This window comes from Kitasatospora sp. NPDC001132, assembly GCF_053598415.1.
Genome location: NZ_JBSFKF010000001.1, coordinates 43099 through 59617 on the forward strand (window position 1 = coordinate 43099; position 16519 = coordinate 59617).

Genomic DNA, 16519 nt, shown 5'->3' on the forward strand with positions numbered 1-16519 from the left:
GGGCTCCTGGTCGGTCGGGGAGGGTCAGCCGAGGGCGCTGACGACGGTCTTCGTCGCCTGGGCGATCAGGGCGTCGTCGGAGGTGGCGCCCGCCTTGCCGCGGTCGGACAGAACGACGATCACGATCGGGCTGCGCCCGCCCGATGGCCACGCCACGGCGACGTCGTTGCGGGTGCCGTAGCCCGCGTTGCCGGTCTTGTCGCCGATCCTCCAGTCGGCGGGCACCCCCGCGCGGACGTACGGGCCGCCGGTCGTGTTGCCGACCAGCCAGTCCGTCAGCAGTCCGCGCCGGTCCTCCGGGAGGGCGTCGCCGAGCACGTAGCGGCGCAGGTCGGCGGCGAGGACGCGCGGCGTGCTGGTGTCGCGGGTGTCGCCCGGGGTGGCTTCGTTGAGGGTGGGTTCGGTGCGGTCGACGTTGGTGGTCGAGTCGCCCAGGTCGCGCAGGGACCGCTGGACGGCGGCCGGGCCGCCGAGTTCGGCGGTGACGAGGTTGGCCGCGGTGTTGTCGCTGTACTGGATGGAGGCGGCGGCCAGGTCGCGCAGCTTCATGCCGGTCGCCACGTGCTGCGAGGTGACCGGCGCCCACGCCAGCACGTCCTCCTGGCGGTAGGGGACGACCTTGTCCAGGTCCGCGTCGGATGCCTTCCGTAGCAGGGCCCCGGCGGCGAGCGACTTGATCGTGGACGCGAACGCGAACCGCTCGTCGGCCCGGTGGGTGATCTCCCGGCCGCTGCCGGTGTCCACCGCGAACACGCCGAGCCGGGCGCCGAACTGCTGCTCCAGTGCCGCGAAGGAGGCTTCCGCCGAGTCGGTCGCGGGCGCGCTCGCCACCGCCGCGCTCGGGGCCGTCGCGCTCGGGGCCGTCGTGCCGGGGGCCGACGCAGTCGAGGCGCTGCCCGCCGGGCCGCACCCGCCGATCAGCGCGGCCACGAGCAGGGCCACCGCGGGCAGCGCGGTGCGGGGGCGGTGGAGGGCGTGCGTCATCGGTGGTCTCCCAGGTGGTTCGTGCCGTCGCGGTCACGTTGCCGTCGCGCCGTCGCGCTCAGCTAAACAGGCCGCCGACCCCCTAGTCCAAGACCGCAATCGTGAAGCGGACGATAGGAAAACACCTATGATTGCTGGCCATGGACCTGCTGGGGCACCTCCGCCACTTCCGCGCCGTCGCCGAGGAACGGCACTTCGGCCGCGCCGCCGAGCGCCTGCGGATCGCCCAGCCCTCGCTCTCCCAGCGGATCCAGCGCCTCGAACGCGAACTCGGTGTGACCCTGTTCGACCGCGGCCCGCGCGGCGTCGACCTCACCCCGGCGGGCCGGTTGCTGCTCGCCGAGGCCGAGGAGACGCTGGACAGCGCCGCCCGCCTCCTCGCCACCGCCGCCGACCTGCGCAGCGGACGGGCCGGCACCCTGCGCGCGGCCGTCCCGCCCGAACTCGGGCCGGCCGCCCTGGCCGCGCTGCTCACCGGCTTCGAGACCGCCTCCCCGGGCACCCGGCTCGAACTGCGGGAACTGCCGGTCGCGGCCGTGGTGCGCGAACTCGCCCAGCACACCGTCGACGTCGCCGTCGTCCGCCACCCCTGCCCGGCCGACGGACTGGCCTTCGGCCCCGTCCTGCACCAGCCGCTCGGCGTCCTGCTCGCCGCCCGCAGTCCGCACGCCGACCGCCCGGAGCTCGCGGTGGCCGAACTGACCGGCCTGCGCCTGGTCCTCTTCCCACGCGCCGCGGCCCCGGCCCTGTACGACGAGGTCCTCACCACGCTGACCAGGCACGGCTGCACCCCCGAGGCCGTCGTCGATCCGCCGGGACCGGACGTCGCGGGCGCGTTCGTGCTGACCGGCAGCGCCATCGCCCTGGTGCCGCGCACCACACCACCACCGGGTACGGTCTGGCGTCCGCTCACCGGCACCCCGCTGGCCTGGCGGACCTCCACGGCCTGGCCGGCCGGGCGGGGCGGGCCCGCCGTCCGGCTGTTCGCCCAGGCCGCCCACGAGGCGCTGACCGGACCCGGCGGCCTGCTGCCCCAGCCGCCCAACCGCCCGCTCTACCCCCGGCCCGCAATGGAGTTCCCGCTGTGACCAGCGACCGCACCGCAGCCGACCGCACGGCTGCCGACCGCACCGCAGCCGACCGGACCCGAGCCGACCGGGCCCCGCACAGCCGGGCCGCGCGCACCCGCATCGCCGCGGCCTTCGCCGACGCGGGCGTCACCGGCTGGCTGCATGCGCGCGACCTCGACACCGGCGCCGAGATCGCCCTCGGCGCGGACACCGTCGTCAGCACCGCCAGCGTCCACAAGGTCTGCCTGCTCGTGACGCTGTACCGCGAGGCCGCCGCCGGACGGATCGACCTGACCCGGCAGGTCGACGTGCCCGCCGCCGGCCGCACCCCCGGGGGGACCGGCCTCGGCGCCATGCTCGACCCGGCCCGCCTCTCCCTGCGCGACCTCGCCTACCTCACCGCGGCCGTCAGCGACAACACCGCCGCCGACACCCTGTGGGACGAGATCGGCCTCGACACCGTCAACCGCACCATGGCCGACCTCGGCCTGAGCCGCACCGTCGCCGTCCACAAGCTCCGCGACCTGATCGCCGCCCTCGCCGAGGACACCGGCCCGGACTCCCCGGTCGACCCCGCGGTCGTCGCCCGCCTCAGGGTCCTCGACCCCGCCTTCACCAACCACAGCACCCCCCGCGACATGACCACACTGCTCGCCGCCCTCTGGCACGGCGACGCCTGCCCCGGCGACCACGGCGCCGCGCTGCGACGTCTCCTCGGCCTCCAGGTCTGGCCGCACCGCCTGGCCTCCGGTTTCCCCTTCGACGACGTCCGCGTCCACGGCAAGACCGGCACCCTTCGCACGCTGCGCCACGAGGTCGGTGTCGTCGAGTACCCCGACGGCGGCCGCTACGCGCTCGCCGTCTTCACCCGCGCCGCCGCCACCGCCATCACGCTGCCCGCCGCCGACGCCGCCATCGGAACCACCGCCCGCCTCGCCGTCGACGCCCTCCGGGCACGGGCGGCAAGCGGCGCGACGGGCTGACCGCGGCGGAGCTGCCGGGCACGGGCCCGCCGGTGAATCGCGGACCGCCGAAACGCCGGTGCCGGCGCCTGCCCGGTCCTGAGGCCGTCGCGCGACCGCGACGAGTCCCGTCGTCCCGTCGGCGTTCTCGGCGGCGTGGGTCCGGGCCGTCCGCAGCGTGGTGATCAGCGCTGGCGGCCCTGTCGGAGTCCCCCGCGCCCTTGCGTGCCCGGTGGCAGCGCCGCCCGGGTCCTCGGCCGAGGCCACGCCACGCCGTGGCCTCGGCCGCCGAGTCCTTGACGCCCGCCACGACACGCTTCGGCGATGCCGGCCGGGTCGCGGGCTCCGAAGAGGACGGGTGATCCTGTTGCTCCGGTCCACTACAGGACCCGGCGGGCCGGGCCGGCCTTCGGACGAGGAGTCGAGATGGACACAGAGCGGGCCGTGGCGAGGCACTGCCTGGTGACCGGTGCGAGCGGCTACATCGGCGGCCGCCTGGTGCCCGAGCTGCTCGCCCGGGGACACCGCGTCCGCTGCTTGGTGCGCAACCCCGCCCGGCTGCGGGACCAGCCGTGGCGGGCGGACGTCGACATCGCCCCCGGCGACGTGAGCCGGCCCGAGACCCTCGCAGCGGCCTTCGAGGGCGTCGACGTGGCCTACTACCTGGTGCACTCCCTCGGCACCGGACCGGCCTTCGAGGCCACCGACCGGGCGGCGGCCCGTGCGTTCGGAGCCGCCGCCGCGGCCGCGGGCGTCACCCGGATGGTCTACCTGGGCGGTCTCGTCCCCGCCGGGGTGCCCGAAGCGGACCTCTCGCCCCATCTGCGGTCCCGCGCCGAGGTCGGTCGGATCCTGCGCGGCAGCGGTGTGCCCACGGCCGAACTGCGTGCGGCCGTGATCATCGGCTCCGGCAGCGCCTCGTTCGAGATGCTCCGACACCTCACCGAACGCCTGCCCGTGATGGTCACGCCGCGGTGGGTCTCCACCCGGATCCAGCCGATCGCCGTCCGGGACGTCCTGCGATACCTGGCCGGCGCCGCCGGTCTGCCACCCGGAGTGAACCGCACCTTCGACATCGGCGGCCCCGACGTCCTGACGTACGCGCAGATGATGCACCGCTACGCTCGGCTCGCCGGACTGCGACGGCGTCTCATCGTCCCCGTGCCGGTCCTCACCCCCCGCCTCTCCAGCCACTGGGTCGGCCTCGTGACCCCGGTGCCGAACTCCATTGCCCGTCCGCTCGTCGAGTCCCTGCGCCATGAGGTCGTCTGCGGCGAACACGACATCGCCCGGTGGGTGCCCGACCCGCCGGAGGGCCTGACCGGTTTCGACCGGGCCGTGGCCCTCGCCCTGCGCCGGATCAAGGACGCCGACGTCGCCACCCGCTGGTCCTCGGCCTCCCTGCCCGGCGCCCCCAGCGACCCGCTGCCCACCGACCCCGACTGGGCCGGCGGCAGCCTCTACCAGGACCTCCGGGAACGCACCGTGACCGCGTCACCCGCCGCCGTCTGGCGGGTGATCGAAGGCATCGGCGGCGACAACGGGTGGTACTCCTTCCCGCTCGCCTGGGCCCTGCGCGGCTGGCTCGACCGGCTGGCCGGCGGCGTCGGCCTGCGCCGGGGCCGGCGCGACCCCGCCCGGCTGCGGGTCGGCGACTCGCTCGACTTCTGGCGGGTCGAGGAGATCCAGCCGGGCCGGCTGCTCCGGCTGCGCGCCGAGATGCGGCTGCCCGGCCTGGCCTGGCTCGAACTGTCCGTCACACCGGACGGTGAGCACCGCACGCGCTACCGCCAGCGGGCGCTCTTCCACCCGCACGGCCTGGCCGGCCACGCCTACTGGTGGTCGGTCGCGCCGTTCCACACGGTGGTGTTCGGAGGAATGGCCCGCAACATCACCGAACGCGCCCGCCAGGAGCCGTGACACCGCCCGGACCACCCGGTCACGCCGGACCCGCCGTCGAGGCCGACCACCATCGCACGGTCCCGCGCGGCGGGGCGGTGGCCGCCGGGTGATCCGGTCGAACAGGTCCGTCAGCGCCTCGCTGACGTCCCGGCCGAACTCGGAGAGCCGTAGGCGACCCGGGGCGGCGTCGTCGGCCCCGCCTTCCGCCGGACCAGGCCGTCCCGGGCCCACGCGGTCCTCCCGCCCGGCGGTGGCCGGCTCTCGCGGGCCGGCTCCCAGGGGGACCGGGCGTCAGCTCCGGGGGCGCCGGGCGAGCCGGACGTCGGTGAGCGCGGTCGGGGCGCCGCCGAGCCACCAGGTGGGGTCGGCACTGCCGTCGGTGGTGCGGCCGTCTCGGTGGACGTAGTGGCGCACATCCCGCCCGGGCTCGGCGAACTCGCCGGCGAGGGCCCGCTGCAGCCACTCCGCGCCGAACCGGAAGACCTCGGCGGCCACGCCCCCGAGCGGGTGGAACTCGTCCTCGTAGACCCGCAGTTCCTTCGGCGCCCGGACGCGCTCGAAGCTCTCCAGCGCCTGGCCGAGGTCGGTGAGCTCGTCGAACTCGCCGATCCCGTAGAGCACCGGGCAGGTGATGTCGGCCACCAGGTCGCCCAGTGGCATCCGGTGGGCCAGGTCGCGGTCGAAGGCCGCTTCGTCGGTGTACCCGGCCATGTACATGTAGTTGTTCTTGAAGGTCGGCTGGGCGCGCTCGAAGATGGTCGCGAAGTCGCCGGTGACGGCCTCGAAGGCGGCGAGCGCGGCCAGGCGTCCGTCGACGGCGGCGGCCCGGGATCCCCAGTAGCCGCTCATCGAGATGCCGAACATGCCGATCCGCTCGGAGTCGACCTCCGGGAGCGCGGCCAGGTGGTCGAGGTAACGGCCTATCGCCCGCTCGTAGTTGCCGAGGTCGACGGTCAGTCCGCCGGCGCGGCTCTCGCCCTGGCCGGGCCCCTCGATGGAGAGCGCGACCATGCCGCGCGAGGTGTAGTAGCGTTCGGCGGCCCAGATGTAGTCCTCCTTGATCATGTCCATCCCGGGGCCGAGGATGACGGCCGGCGCGTTCTCGACCGGCCGGGCCGGCAGGTGCAGCAGGGCGTGGATCCGCGAGCCCTCGAAGTCCAGCTCCACCCGCCGCACCCGGCCGTCGCGCAGTGCGCCCAGGCGCTCCACGCAGTGGTTGGCGCGCGCACGCATGGCCGTCTTGCGCGGGTCCGCGGCGTCGAAGATCGAGTACTGGGCCCGGCCCCACATCACCGCCGCCCTCAGGTAGAGGTCGGCGGCGGTCTGGGCGAAGCCGCCGCGCTCGTGGTGGGCGGCACGCTCCTCGGTCTGACCGGCCACCGTCGCCCACGCCTTGGGCAGCATCGCACCGCTCCTGACCAGCGCGAAGACCTTGGCGAAGTCGGTGTGGTCGTGGCCCAGCTGCTCCATGGTCCCGACGGCCTCGGGGTGCAGCGCGTCGAAGCCGCCCTGGGCGAGGGCGGTGTCCAGGGCCCAGCTCTGGCCGGTCGATCGGATGGTCATGGGTCTCCTCCTGGGGCATTTGTTTAAGTACTTAATGAGTAAGTACTTAGTCATTAAGTACTTAAGTTAGGCTGGTTGTCAACCCGACGAAAGGACCACCATGAGCAGCACACCGCCCACCGAGGACCGTGCCGAAGCACTCGACCGCCTGGCCCGCGCCGCCTACCGCCTCAGCGCCGCCGACGCCCGGCTGCGCGGGCGCGCCACCCGAACCCCGGGCGCACTCTCCCTCACCCACGCCCGGGCCCTGCGCGTCCTGGCCGAGCAGGGCCCCCTCACCATCGGCGGGCTCGCCGCCGGCACCGAGACCACCGGCGCCGCCACCACCCAGCTGGTCAACGGCCTCGTCGCGGCCGGCTACGTCACCCGCACCCGCCAGCCCGAGGACAAGCGCTCCGTCCTGGTCGCCCTCACCGACGCCGGCCGGGCCCGGCACGGCCAGCGCCAGAAGGTGCTGACCGAGGCCCTGCACGCCGATCTGGACGACTGCGACGACGTCGCCCTCGACCAGGCCACCGAAGTGCTCCAGCGGCTGTCCGCCGTCTACGACCGGCTCTGAGTCCACCGGGCCCGCCATCGCACCCGGGGCGTCAAGTCCTCCGTCGGCGGACGAGGTTGACGGGGCCTCGCGGGCGCCTGCGGGCACCGCCGGCCCGGCGCCGTGCCGCGGGCCCGACGGCACCGGGTGCTACCGGGCGGTCTCTTCCTGCCCGTCCGGGACGACGTGCACCGCGGCTTCCTCCGCGCCCGCGGCGCCGCCGTCGACGCCGACGTCGGACGCGGGGAGGCCCTTCTCCGTGTCGGGGCGGGTGCCCTCGTCGGGGGCCACCAGCCGCCCGGCGCGGCGGGTCCCGGTGGCCCGGGGGTCGACCGGCTCGCCCTCTCCGTCGGGCAGGTCGCCGATTCCGTCGTCCTCGTCGGGCCGGACGTCGGGCTCCTCCTGGGCGAGGCGTTCGTCCAGCGTCTCGCCGTCTCGCTGCTCGGCGGCCGTCACCCCCACCTTGCCGACGCCCAGCGGTTTCTCCGGCGGCGAGTAGCCCTCGTCGAGCAGGTCGTCGTAGTCGCGCTCGTCCACCGCGTCGTCCATGTCCAGGGGCGCGGCGTCCGCCTGCTCCTCCATGTTCCCGGTCGGCTGGTAGACGTCGTCCCCCCTGGCTTGGTCGCTCATGTCCCCGCCTCTCCGTTGTGCGGCGCGCCTTCGCGCGCCGGCCTCAGCTCTCGCTCGGCTGTTCGGTCTTCCCCTCGGTCCCCTCGGCCGTCTCCTGCCGGTCGAGGTGCCGGCTTCTGCCCGGTTCGACGGTGGTGGCGTTGCCGTCCTCGCCGTCGTCCGGTGCACCGTCGCCGCCGGGCGGGTGGATCGGGTGCTTCTGGTCGGTGTCGTCGAGCGGAACACCACCGGCTCCGCCCTGCGGGATGTCCTCCACGACTCCTCCTCGTTATGCTCGAGTACGGGCGGTCCCGGACCGCGCCTCCGCGCGTGTACCCGGCCGACCTCGGCGAAACCACCTGGACCCGGCGGCGCGGAGCGGCCCTCGCCCGTGGCGGCGAGTCGTCCGCGGGGTTGACCAGCCGGGCGGCTACCCGGCGAACGACGGATCGGTGCCGGTCAGTTCGCGGCTGGCCGCCCACAGCCGGGCGGCGGTGGCGGTGTCCTTGAGGTGGTCCCAGACGGGTTCGGTTCGCGGGGTGCCGCGCAGTCCGAATGCCCGGGGGCTCCACATCCGGCCGCCGCGAACGCCCGGGTCGAGCACGGCCCGGACGGCGGGCCACGCGGCGGCGTCCTTGCCCTGCACGACGAGGCCGAGCGGCAGGTGGCGCAGCCGTTCGCCGGCGGTGCGGACGTGGAGGGGCGGGCGCGAGGGGGTGAGGGCGTCGAGCGCGCCGCCGGGGTGGACGAGGACGCTCAGCGTGCTGCTGCGGGCGGCGCGCAGGCGGCGGTCGAGTTCGAGGGCGAAGAGCATCTGGGCGAGCTTGGAGCGCGCGTAGGTGCGCTTGGGCCGGTAGTCGCGGGTGCTCTGGAGGTCGTCGAGGTCCAGGCGCTCGGACTTGGCGGCGAAGCTGCCGGTGGTGACGACCCGGCTGCCGGCAGTGGCCGCGAGCAGGGGCGCCAGGTGGTGGGTCAGCGCGAAGTGGCCGAGGTGGTTGGTGGCGAGCATCAGCTCGTGCCCGTCGGCGCTCTCGCGGCGCGGCGGGTGGTCGAGCGCCACGCCGGCGTTGTGGACCACGGCGTCGAGCCGGTCCGGCCCGAGCGCGTCCACGGATGCGCGGAGCGAGCCGAGGTCGGCCAGGTCCAGGGGCAGGTGCCGCACGTCGGCGCCGGGGACGCGCGAGCCGATGGACGCGATCGCCGCCCGCGCCCTCGCCGGGTCGCGGCTGCCCAGCACGACCGTGGCCCCGGTGGCGGCGAGCTGCTCGGCGACGAAGTACCCGATGCCCGCGTTTCCGCCGGTGACCAGGAAGCGCCGCCCCTCGGCGCGGGGCAGCCGGTGGACGTTCCACGGACGGGTCTCGGATACGGAGGGCATGGCGTGCTCCCGGTGGTTCGGCGTCGTTCGGTTCGGCGCGGTGCGGTTCGCGCGGTCCGTACGCTCCCAGGCGCCGCTCACAACTCACCGGCAGTCGGCTGTCCCCGCGCTGACAGCGGGTCGGCCCGCCGCCCGGGTTCGACGGCCCGCTCGGACGATGACGTCGCTCCGGGGCTGCGGAACCCGCCGAGGGCGGTCGCCCGGCCGTGCCCCGAAGCGTCGCCGGCATGACACCGGCCGAGGGACTCGGGTTCCGCCTCCGCTCCGACGAGGAACGGGCCGCTCGCGTGTGGACCCGTCCGCCGCAGGGCCGCCGTACCGGGATTGCGTCCGTGGCGTCGGGTAGGCGCACGGGTGCGCCCGAGAGGACCGGCACCGGCCGGGCCCGTCAGGGGCGTGGAAGGAGCGCCGGAACCATGGGCGAGGAGACCGGTCACATCACCGGAACCAAGGACAAGGACTACAACCTGATCTGGTACGTCGAGGCGTGCCTCAAGAACGCGCTGCGACTGGAGAGCTACCTGCGGGACGCCGAACGCGACGGCGACGACGAGGTGGTGGAGCTCTTCCGCAAGGCGCAGGCGGACAGCCGCAAGGGTGCCGAGCTGGGCAAGGAGCTGCTCGCGGCCCGCCTGGCCCCGGCGGGGGCCCGCGGTGACTCGGACCGCGTCGCCGCCGCGGGCACTCCGGTGCGCACCGCCGGGGACGCACTCGGGGGTGCCGGCGGGAACGCCGGCGACCTCCCGGCCGACGGAGGGAGCCGGACCGGTGACACGCCGGCGTCCGAGAGCCGTGCGGGTGATCTGCCGCAGGACCCGACGACCCCGTAGGCATCGCGGACGGTGCAGGGCGGGCTGCCGTGGTGGCCCGGCCTTCCGTACCCGTCGCCGTGCGCGGGGTGCAGGGCGGGCGCCGCCGCCCGGCCGGGCGAACCCCGTCCGGCCTCGGCCGGTCGTCCAGGAGCGGCAGCCCGGTCCGCGGCGTCGGTCCGGGGCCTCGCGGACCGAGCCCCGGAGCCTGCCCGACCGTCTGCCCGACCCCCGCTTCGGCCGCGAAGCCACCCGGGGCCCGTACGCCGTTTCCCCGGCCGGGGACCGGGCAGCCGCCGGTGGACGGCGGCGCGGGACGTGGGCGCCGGACGTGGGCGCCTGATCCGTTGGGGCGCCGAGCCCGGAGCCTTCGGCGCCTACCCTGCTTCCCGTCGGAGCAGCCGCGGCCGTCCCCGGGCCCCGCGTCGGCGACCCGGGCGCCCGTCCGGAACACGAGCAAGGCGAGGTGACGTGATGAAGGCCCTGACCTGGCACGGCAAACGGGACGTGCGCATCGACACGGTGCCGGACCCGGTGGTGGAGGACCCGACCGACGTGGTCGTGGAAGTGACCTCCAGCGGCCTGTGCGGTTCCGATCTGCACCTGTACGAGGTGCTGGGACCGTTCCTGGAGGAGGGCGACATCCTCGGACACGAACCCATGGGCATCGTGCGCGACACCGGCCGCGAGGTCACGGCGCTCGCACCGGGAGACCGGGTCGTCGTCCCCTTCAACGTGTCCTGCGGCACCTGCTTCACCTGCCGACAGGGCCTGCACTCCCAGTGCGAGACGACCCAGGTCCGTGAATTCGGCACCGGCGCAGCGCTGTTCGGCTACACGAAGCTCTACGGTCGGGTCCCGGGAGGACAGGCCGAGCTGCTCCGGGTGCCGTTCGGCAACACCTTGCCGATCAAGGTGCCCGACGGGCCGCCGGACGACCGCTTCGTGTTCCTCTCCGACGTCCTCCCCACCGCGTGGCAGGCCGTGAAGTACGCCGACGTCCCCGAGGGCGGCAGCCTCGTCGTCCTCGGACTCGGACCGATCGGCGACATGTCCGCGCGGATCGCCGCCCACCTCGGCGTGTCCCGGGTGATCGGCGTCGACCTGGTGCCGGAACGCCTGGAACGCGCCCGCGCCCACGGGGTCACCGCGCTCGACCTCGAGGAGCACGGCAAGGACCTCGCCGACGTCATCCGCGACCTCACCGACGGCCGCGGCCCCCACGCGGTGATCGACGCCGTCGGCATGGAAGCGCACGGCTCGCCCGCGGCCGCACTCGCCCAGCGGATGACCACGCTGCTCCCCAACCGGCTCGCCGCCTCCCTCATGGAGCACGTCGGCGTCGACCGCCTGCACGCACTGCACCTGGCGATCGACATCGTCCGGCGTGGCGGCACCATCTCCCTGTCCGGCGTCTACGGCGGCATGACCGACCCGCTGCCGCTGCTGACGATGTTCGACAAACAGATCCAACTGCGCATGGGCCAGGCCAACGTCCACCGTTGGGTGCCCGACATCCTCCCGCTGCTCCTGGACGGCGATCCGCTCGGCGTCGACGGCTTCGCCAGCCACCACCTGCCGCTGACGGAGGCGCCGCGCGCCTACGAGATGTTCCAGCAGAAGCAGGACGGCGCGGTGAAGGTGCTCTTCCGGCCCTGACGAGCCAGGACCGGCCCGACGGCGTCCCGAAGACGCCACGCTCGCGAACCCGGAAGGAGTTCCCCGTGGAGTACCGCCGACACGAGCACCACCGCCCGCCGGACCGAGGACGTGGCGGCGCCAGGACGGCCCGCACCGCCGACCGCACCGCCGTCGTCACCGGCGCGTCCCGGGGCCTGGGCCTGCTCATCGCGCGCGAACTGGTCCGCCGTGGCTGCCGGGTCATGCTCTGCGCCCGCGACCCGGCCGAACTGGCCCGGGCCGAACGGTACCTGCGCGACGAGGGAGCCGCCGTCGCCGCCTGTGCCTGCGACCTGAACGACTCCGATGCGCCCCGGCGCCTCCTGGCCGCCACGCACGAACGCTTCGGGCCGGTCGAGATCCTCGTCAACAACGCCGGTGTCATCCAGGTCGGCCCCTTCCAGGCCCTGCGCGAGGAGGACTTCCGCGAGGCCATGGAGACCATGCTGTTCGCCCCGCTGCGTCTGACGACCGCCGCGCTGCCCGACCTGCGGGCCCACGAGGGGACGCTGGTGAACGTCACCTCGGTCGGTGGCCGCGTCCCGGCTCCGCACCTGCTGCCGTACGTGGCCGCGAAGTTCGCCGCCACCGGGCTCTCCCAGGGCCTTCGGGCCGAGCTGGCGGCCGACGGTGTGCGGGTGACCACCGTGATCCCGGGCCTGATGCGGACGGGCTCGCACACGGCAGCCCGGTTCCACGGTCGCCCCGCGGCCGAGTACTCCTGGTTCGCCGCCGCGGCCGGCCTGCCGCTGCTGTCGATGGACGCCGAGCGCGCCGCCCGAGCGATCGTGCGCGCGGCCGACCGCGGCCGACCGGAACTCGTCCTCACCCCGGCGGCCAAGATCGGTGCCCGCGTGCAGGGCCTGGCTCCGGCGACGACCGCCCGACTGATGGGTCTGGTCGCCCGCCTCCTCCCCGGCCCCGGCGCCGATCCGGCGCACGGGGTGGTCGGCAGCCGAGCCGCCGGATCCGCTCGGCTCCCGGCCTGGGTCACCGTACTCGGCGACCGGGCCGGACGGCGGTTCAACGAGCCGCGACCCGACCGGTGACCCCGCCCGCCGGCAATGCGCGACCCTGATGCCTCGGCGGTGAGTCGCCGGTGAGGACGCGGGTCCGCTTCCGCCGTCCACAGCGTGGAGCCCCAGCCCTCCGAAAGGGGGCGTAGCCGGGCTCGGGCACCGCGCGCCGAGCCCGTGACACGCGCACGCGCATCCGGGTGACACGCGGTCCCTACGACTTCCGCCCCCAGCGCTTCCTCGACGCACCACCGGATCCGCAGCATCTGATCCCGCAGGGCGGCGGCGACGCGGCCACCGGCCACCGCTGCCCGGGCGAGGAGGTCGTGGTCGCCCTGCAGGAACTCCTCGCGCCGCGGCTGGCACGGCTCGACTACACGGTGCCCGACCAGGACCCCACCATCGCGCTCAGCCGCGTGATCGCCCGGCCCCGCAGCGGCTTCGTCGTCGACCTGGCCTGAGGTCCCGGGCGCACCGGCGCCGGCCGGCGTGTTCGTTCCGGAGCGGTGGTGCGAGTGCGTGCACTCGGGATGAAATGCAACAAGACAGGCTAAACGTGAATTCAATGTCGTATGTCGGGTACAACCCTCCTGTGGCGACCGTGTCGACGGTCCGGTCGTCCCGCACCCCGGTTGGGGTGCACCGGGACCGCGCTTGAAGAAGCCAGGCACAGGTCCTGGGGGAAGAGGCCCGGGGCGCACGAGGTGCGGCTCCAGCACACGTCGCCGGGCGTTCACCCCGATGCCCAGGAGCGATCACGTGTCCATCCACCTGGAAACCACCGACAGGGAAACCACCGACAGGGAAGCCGTGCCCGCGGGGCTGCCGCCGGACCTGCCGGGACGGCCGACGGCGGCCGCACTGCGCCGCATGGGGAAGTCCGAGGCAAGGGAGCTGAGCGACGCGCTGTTCGAGCGGCTGGCCGGGCTGGCCCGGGAGAGCCACGCCTACAGCTACGTCCGCGGCACGATCATCGAGCTGAACATGCCGCTGGTGCGTTTCATCGCGGCCCGGTTCCGGCACCGCGCCGAGGACATGGAGGACATCCTCCAGGTCGGCACGATCGGCCTGATCAAGGCCGTCGACGGCTACGACCCGCGGCGCGGCGTCGAGTTCGTCACCTACGCCATCCCCACCATCGCCGGCGAGATCAAGCGGTTCTTCCGCGACACCTCCTGGCCGGTGCGGGTGCCGCGCAGCATGCAGGAGCTCTATCTCTCCGTCACCCGCGGCTCGGACCGGCTCGAGCAGGAACTCGGCCGCCTCCCGCAGCCCGGGGAGATCGCGGAGGATCTCCACCTCACCGTGGAACAGGCCACCGAGGGCCTGATGGCGGGCCGGGTCTGCCGCCCGAACTCGTTGGACGCGCTGCGTGACGGGGACACCGACGAGGCCGGCAGTGCCCTGCTGGACCGCCTCGGCGGCTGTGATCCCGGTATCGAGCTCGTGGACTTCCGTATCGCGGTGCGGCCGCTGCTGGCCCGGTTGCCCGAACGCGAGCAGACCGTCCTGAAGCTGCGGTTCTGGGACGGTTGGACGCAGTCCCGGATCGCCGAGCGGATCGGGGTCTCTCAGATGCACGTCTCGCGGCTGCTCAGCGCCACGCTGGCCTGGCTGCGGGAGGAGCTGGAGGACCGCGGCGCCCCCGGGTGGGCGGACGAGCCAGAGGAGGGCTGAGGCCCCGGAGGTGGCCCACGCGCAGTGGCGTGGGCCACCTCGCCTCACCGGACGCCGGGTCCGCGGGTTAGAGGGCGCGCCGTCCGGGCACCCGCCCCGGACGAAGCAGGGGGCGGACCGCGAAGACAGGAGAAGACCCGGGAGCGGCTGGGCCGCCACCGACGACGAAGCGGAGAACACGATGGCCGTCCGTCATGTCCTGATCGACCGACCGCCCGGGGACGTGTGGAAGGTGCTGGCCGACCCGCGCTGCTACGCCCGGTGGGTCCCGGGCACCTCCCACACCGAACCGGCCGACGGCAGCTGGCCCCGGACAGGCGCCCGCCTGCGCTACACCGTCAGGGCCGGCCCCTGGCACCTGAAGGGGCACACCGTCGTGCGCCGCTGCGAGGAGCCGGAGCGCCTGGAACTGGAAGCCGTCGCCGGCCGCCTGGGCACCGCGCGCATCGCCCTCGAACTGCTGGCCTGGGGCGGCGGCACCCTCGTCATCGTCGACGAACACCCCTTGCAGGGACCGGGCAGCAGCCTGCACACCGCCCCGTCCGAGGCACTGCTGCACCTGCGCCACCGCAGCATGCTCTCCCGCCTGGCCGACACCGTCGAGAACGCCGGGCACCGGTCACCGGCACGAGGAGGCGCGGCATGAACGACGCCGTCGTGATCGGTGCCGGACCCAACGGACTGGTCGCCGCGAACGTCCTCGCCGACGCCGGCTGGCAGGTCGAGGTCCTCGAAGCCCAGGACCACCCCGGCGGCGCGGTCCACAGCGACCGCGGCGTGCACCCGGACTACGTCCACGACGTGTTCAGCTCCTTCTACCCGCTGGCCGCGGCCTCCCCCGCCATCCAGGCACTCGCCCTCCAGGACTACGGCCTGACCTTCAGCCGCGCACCCACCGTGCTGGCCCATCCCCTGACGGACGGGCGGTGCGCCCAGCTGCGTCAGGACGCGCAGGAGACGGCCGAGCTGATCGGCCGCGACTTCGGCCCCCACGACGCCCAGGGCTGGCAACGGCTGTCGGAGCTGTGGGAGCGCCTGGACCCGTGGCTGATCCGGGCGATGTTCGCCCCCTTCCCACCGGTGCGCGCCGGGCTCGTGCTGGCCGCCCGGGTGCGGGCCGCCGGTGGCCTGCGCCTGGCACGGTTCGCGACCCTGCCGGTGCGCCGCCTCGCCGAGGAGGAGTTCGACACCCAGGGCCCCGCGCTGCTGCTGGCCGGCTGCGCCCTGCACGCCGACCTGCTGCCGGAGTCCCCGATCAGCGGCGTGTTCGGCTGGTTGATGGCCATGCTCGGCCAGCAGTACGGCTGGCCCGCTCCGGTCGGCGGCGCCCGCGCGCTCACCGACGCCCTGGTGCGCCGCCTGGAAGCGCACGGCGGACACGTACGGTGCGACGCCCGCGTGGAAGGCGTCCTGGTACGCTCCGGGCAGGCGATCGGCGTGCGCACCGCCGGTGGCGAAACCGTCCGGGCCCGGTATGCCGTACTGGCGGACGTGGCCGCCCCCACCCTGTACGGCGGCCTCGTCGGCTGGGACCGCCTTCCCGCCCAGCTGCGCCGGGACCTGCACCGCTTCCAGTGGGACTTCTCCACCGTGAAGATCGACTGGGCGCTCGACGGCCCCATCCCGTGGAGCTGCCCCGATGCGGCCCGCGCCGGCACGATCCACCTGGGGGCGGACCTGACGGAGCTGAGCGACTACGCGCTCCAGGTCATCACCGGACGCGTCCCCGCCCGGCCGTTCGGACTGCTCGGCCAGATGACCACCACCGACGCCTCGCGCTCGCCCGCGGGCACCGAGTCCGCCTGGATGTACACCCACGTCCCCCAGCGGGTGTCGGCGGACTCCGGCCCGGACGGGCTCACCGGCCGCTGGGACGGGCACGAGAGCGCCGTGTTCGCCCGGCGGATGGAGGCCCAGGTGGAACGGTTCGCCCCCGGCTTCGGCGACCGGGTGGTGAACCGGCGCATCCTCACCCCGCCCGTCCTCCAGGGCCTGGACGAGAACCTGGTCGGCGGCGCCATCAACGGCGGTACCACCGCGCTCCACCAGCAAGCCGTCCTGCGTCCCGTCCCCGGCACCGGACGGCCCGAGACGCCGATCCAGGGCCTCTACCTCGCCTCCTCCTCCGCGCACCCGGGCGGCGGGGTCCACGGCGCCTGCGGCGCCAACGCCGCCCGCGCGGCCCTGCGGGCGCGCCGACCCGCCGTACGCCGGATCGCGGGGCCCGTGCTCACCGCCGCCCAGCGCGCCCTCGCCCGGCCGACAGGGGCCTGATGTCCCGGTCCCGCCGGGATGGCCGGGGTTTCGATGGGGCCCGCCCGTCGGTCCGGG

Annotated in this window: 15 protein-coding genes and 1 pseudogene; 11 read left to right on the forward strand and 5 right to left on the reverse strand. The window is 74.7% G+C overall.

Going from position 1 to position 16519, the window contains the following annotated elements; genetic code table 11:
* Positions 1 to 24: 24 nt before the first annotated feature.
* A complete protein-coding gene (gene bla / locus ACWDBE_RS00170) occupies positions 25 to 984 on the reverse strand; it encodes a class A beta-lactamase (RefSeq protein ID WP_449806613.1) in 960 nt (319 codons plus the stop codon).
* Between the two features lie 140 nt (positions 985 to 1124).
* On the opposite strand from bla, the gene ACWDBE_RS00175 reads away from it, so the two are divergent.
* The 3 genes from ACWDBE_RS00175 (at position 1125) to ACWDBE_RS00185 (ending at position 4936) form a co-directional block, all read left to right on the forward strand.
* Positions 1125 to 2072 carry a LysR family transcriptional regulator gene (locus ACWDBE_RS00175; RefSeq protein ID WP_449806614.1) on the forward strand — a complete coding sequence of 316 codons (948 nt, stop codon included), beginning with the start codon at positions 1125 to 1127 and terminating at the stop codon, positions 2070 to 2072.
* Between the two features lie 101 nt (positions 2073 to 2173).
* A complete protein-coding gene (locus ACWDBE_RS00180; RefSeq protein ID WP_449791422.1) occupies positions 2174 to 3037 on the forward strand; it encodes a serine hydrolase in 864 nt (287 codons plus the stop codon).
* A gap of 405 nt (positions 3038 to 3442) precedes the next feature.
* A complete protein-coding gene (locus ACWDBE_RS00185) occupies positions 3443 to 4936 on the forward strand; it encodes an SDR family oxidoreductase (protein WP_449806615.1) in 1494 nt (497 codons plus the stop codon).
* Positions 4937 to 5209: 273 nt separating this feature from the next.
* Here ACWDBE_RS00185 and ACWDBE_RS00190 read toward each other — a convergent pair whose 3' ends face one another.
* Complete coding sequence (locus ACWDBE_RS00190) at positions 5210 to 6481, reverse strand: alpha/beta hydrolase (protein WP_449791379.1); 1272 nt, start codon at positions 6479 to 6481, stop codon at positions 5210 to 5212.
* A 100-nt stretch (positions 6482 to 6581) separates the two neighbouring features.
* On the opposite strand from ACWDBE_RS00190, the gene ACWDBE_RS00195 reads away from it, so the two are divergent.
* Positions 6582 to 7040 carry a MarR family winged helix-turn-helix transcriptional regulator gene (locus tag ACWDBE_RS00195; protein ID WP_449806616.1) on the forward strand — a complete coding sequence of 153 codons (459 nt, stop codon included), beginning with the start codon at positions 6582 to 6584 and terminating at the stop codon, positions 7038 to 7040.
* A gap of 129 nt (positions 7041 to 7169) precedes the next feature.
* Here the strand turns inward: ACWDBE_RS00195 and ACWDBE_RS00200 are convergent, their stop codons facing one another.
* The 3 genes from ACWDBE_RS00200 to ACWDBE_RS00210 form a co-directional block, all read right to left on the reverse strand.
* Positions 7170 to 7649 (reverse strand): DUF5709 domain-containing protein, encoded by a 480-nt coding sequence (locus ACWDBE_RS00200; protein ID WP_449791381.1) that lies wholly within the window; start codon positions 7647 to 7649, stop codon positions 7170 to 7172.
* Between the two features lie 43 nt (positions 7650 to 7692).
* Entirely contained in the window at positions 7693 to 7905 is a 213-nt protein-coding gene (locus tag ACWDBE_RS00205) for a hypothetical protein (protein ID WP_449806617.1), read from the reverse strand.
* 153 nt (positions 7906 to 8058) lie between these two features.
* Positions 8059 to 9006 (reverse strand): SDR family NAD(P)-dependent oxidoreductase, encoded by a 948-nt coding sequence (locus ACWDBE_RS00210; protein ID WP_449806618.1) that lies wholly within the window; start codon positions 9004 to 9006, stop codon positions 8059 to 8061.
* A gap of 416 nt (positions 9007 to 9422) precedes the next feature.
* On the opposite strand from ACWDBE_RS00210, the pseudogene ACWDBE_RS00215 reads away from it, so the two are divergent.
* The 7 genes and pseudogenes from ACWDBE_RS00215 to ACWDBE_RS00245 all read left to right on the forward strand — a co-directional run.
* Positions 9423 to 9641 (forward strand): annotated as a pseudogene (locus ACWDBE_RS00215) (hypothetical protein); the annotation flags it as partial.
* Between the two features lie 648 nt (positions 9642 to 10289).
* Positions 10290 to 11474 carry an alcohol dehydrogenase catalytic domain-containing protein gene (locus ACWDBE_RS00220; protein ID WP_449791384.1) on the forward strand — a complete coding sequence of 395 codons (1185 nt, stop codon included), beginning with the start codon at positions 10290 to 10292 and terminating at the stop codon, positions 11472 to 11474.
* 65 nt (positions 11475 to 11539) lie between these two features.
* Positions 11540 to 12544: an SDR family NAD(P)-dependent oxidoreductase gene (locus tag ACWDBE_RS00225; RefSeq protein WP_449806619.1), complete on the forward strand. Its 1005-nt coding sequence runs from the start codon at positions 11540 to 11542 to the stop codon at positions 12542 to 12544.
* 167 nt (positions 12545 to 12711) lie between these two features.
* Entirely contained in the window at positions 12712 to 12972 is a 261-nt protein-coding gene (locus ACWDBE_RS00230; RefSeq protein ID WP_449791386.1) for a hypothetical protein, read from the forward strand.
* A 280-nt stretch (positions 12973 to 13252) separates the two neighbouring features.
* A complete protein-coding gene (locus ACWDBE_RS00235) occupies positions 13253 to 14188 on the forward strand; it encodes a SigB/SigF/SigG family RNA polymerase sigma factor (RefSeq protein ID WP_449806620.1) in 936 nt (311 codons plus the stop codon).
* Between the two features lie 181 nt (positions 14189 to 14369).
* The gene (locus tag ACWDBE_RS00240; protein ID WP_449791388.1) at positions 14370 to 14834 is read left to right on the forward strand and encodes an SRPBCC family protein; all 465 of its coding nucleotides are present in this window, start codon (positions 14370 to 14372) and stop codon (positions 14832 to 14834) included.
* Complete coding sequence (locus ACWDBE_RS00245) at positions 14831 to 16462, forward strand: phytoene desaturase family protein (protein ID WP_449806621.1); 1632 nt, start codon at positions 14831 to 14833, stop codon at positions 16460 to 16462. Before ACWDBE_RS00240 ends, ACWDBE_RS00245 begins: the two co-directional genes overlap by 4 nt.
* The last annotated feature ends 57 nt before the right edge of the window (positions 16463 to 16519 follow it).

Coding starts and splice junctions, on each gene's coding strand:
- ACWDBE_RS00240 (WP_449791388.1), top strand. CDS start 14,370: ATGGCCGTCCGTCATGTCCTGATCGACCGACCGCCCGGGGACGTGTGG.
- ACWDBE_RS00210 (WP_449806618.1), bottom strand. CDS start 9,006: ATGCCCTCCGTATCCGAGACCCGTCCGTGGAACGTCCACCGGCTGCCC.
- ACWDBE_RS00245 (WP_449806621.1), top strand. CDS start 14,831: ATGAACGACGCCGTCGTGATCGGTGCCGGACCCAACGGACTGGTCGCC.
- ACWDBE_RS00235 (WP_449806620.1), top strand. CDS start 13,253: ATGCCCAGGAGCGATCACGTGTCCATCCACCTGGAAACCACCGACAGG.
- ACWDBE_RS00220 (WP_449791384.1), top strand. CDS start 10,290: ATGAAGGCCCTGACCTGGCACGGCAAACGGGACGTGCGCATCGACACG.
- ACWDBE_RS00175 (WP_449806614.1), top strand. CDS start 1,125: ATGGACCTGCTGGGGCACCTCCGCCACTTCCGCGCCGTCGCCGAGGAA.
- bla (WP_449806613.1), bottom strand. CDS start 984: ATGACGCACGCCCTCCACCGCCCCCGCACCGCGCTGCCCGCGGTGGCC.
- ACWDBE_RS00185 (WP_449806615.1), top strand. CDS start 3,443: ATGGACACAGAGCGGGCCGTGGCGAGGCACTGCCTGGTGACCGGTGCG.
- ACWDBE_RS00190 (WP_449791379.1), bottom strand. CDS start 6,481: ATGACCATCCGATCGACCGGCCAGAGCTGGGCCCTGGACACCGCCCTC.
- ACWDBE_RS00195 (WP_449806616.1), top strand. CDS start 6,582: ATGAGCAGCACACCGCCCACCGAGGACCGTGCCGAAGCACTCGACCGC.
- ACWDBE_RS00200 (WP_449791381.1), bottom strand. CDS start 7,649: ATGAGCGACCAAGCCAGGGGGGACGACGTCTACCAGCCGACCGGGAAC.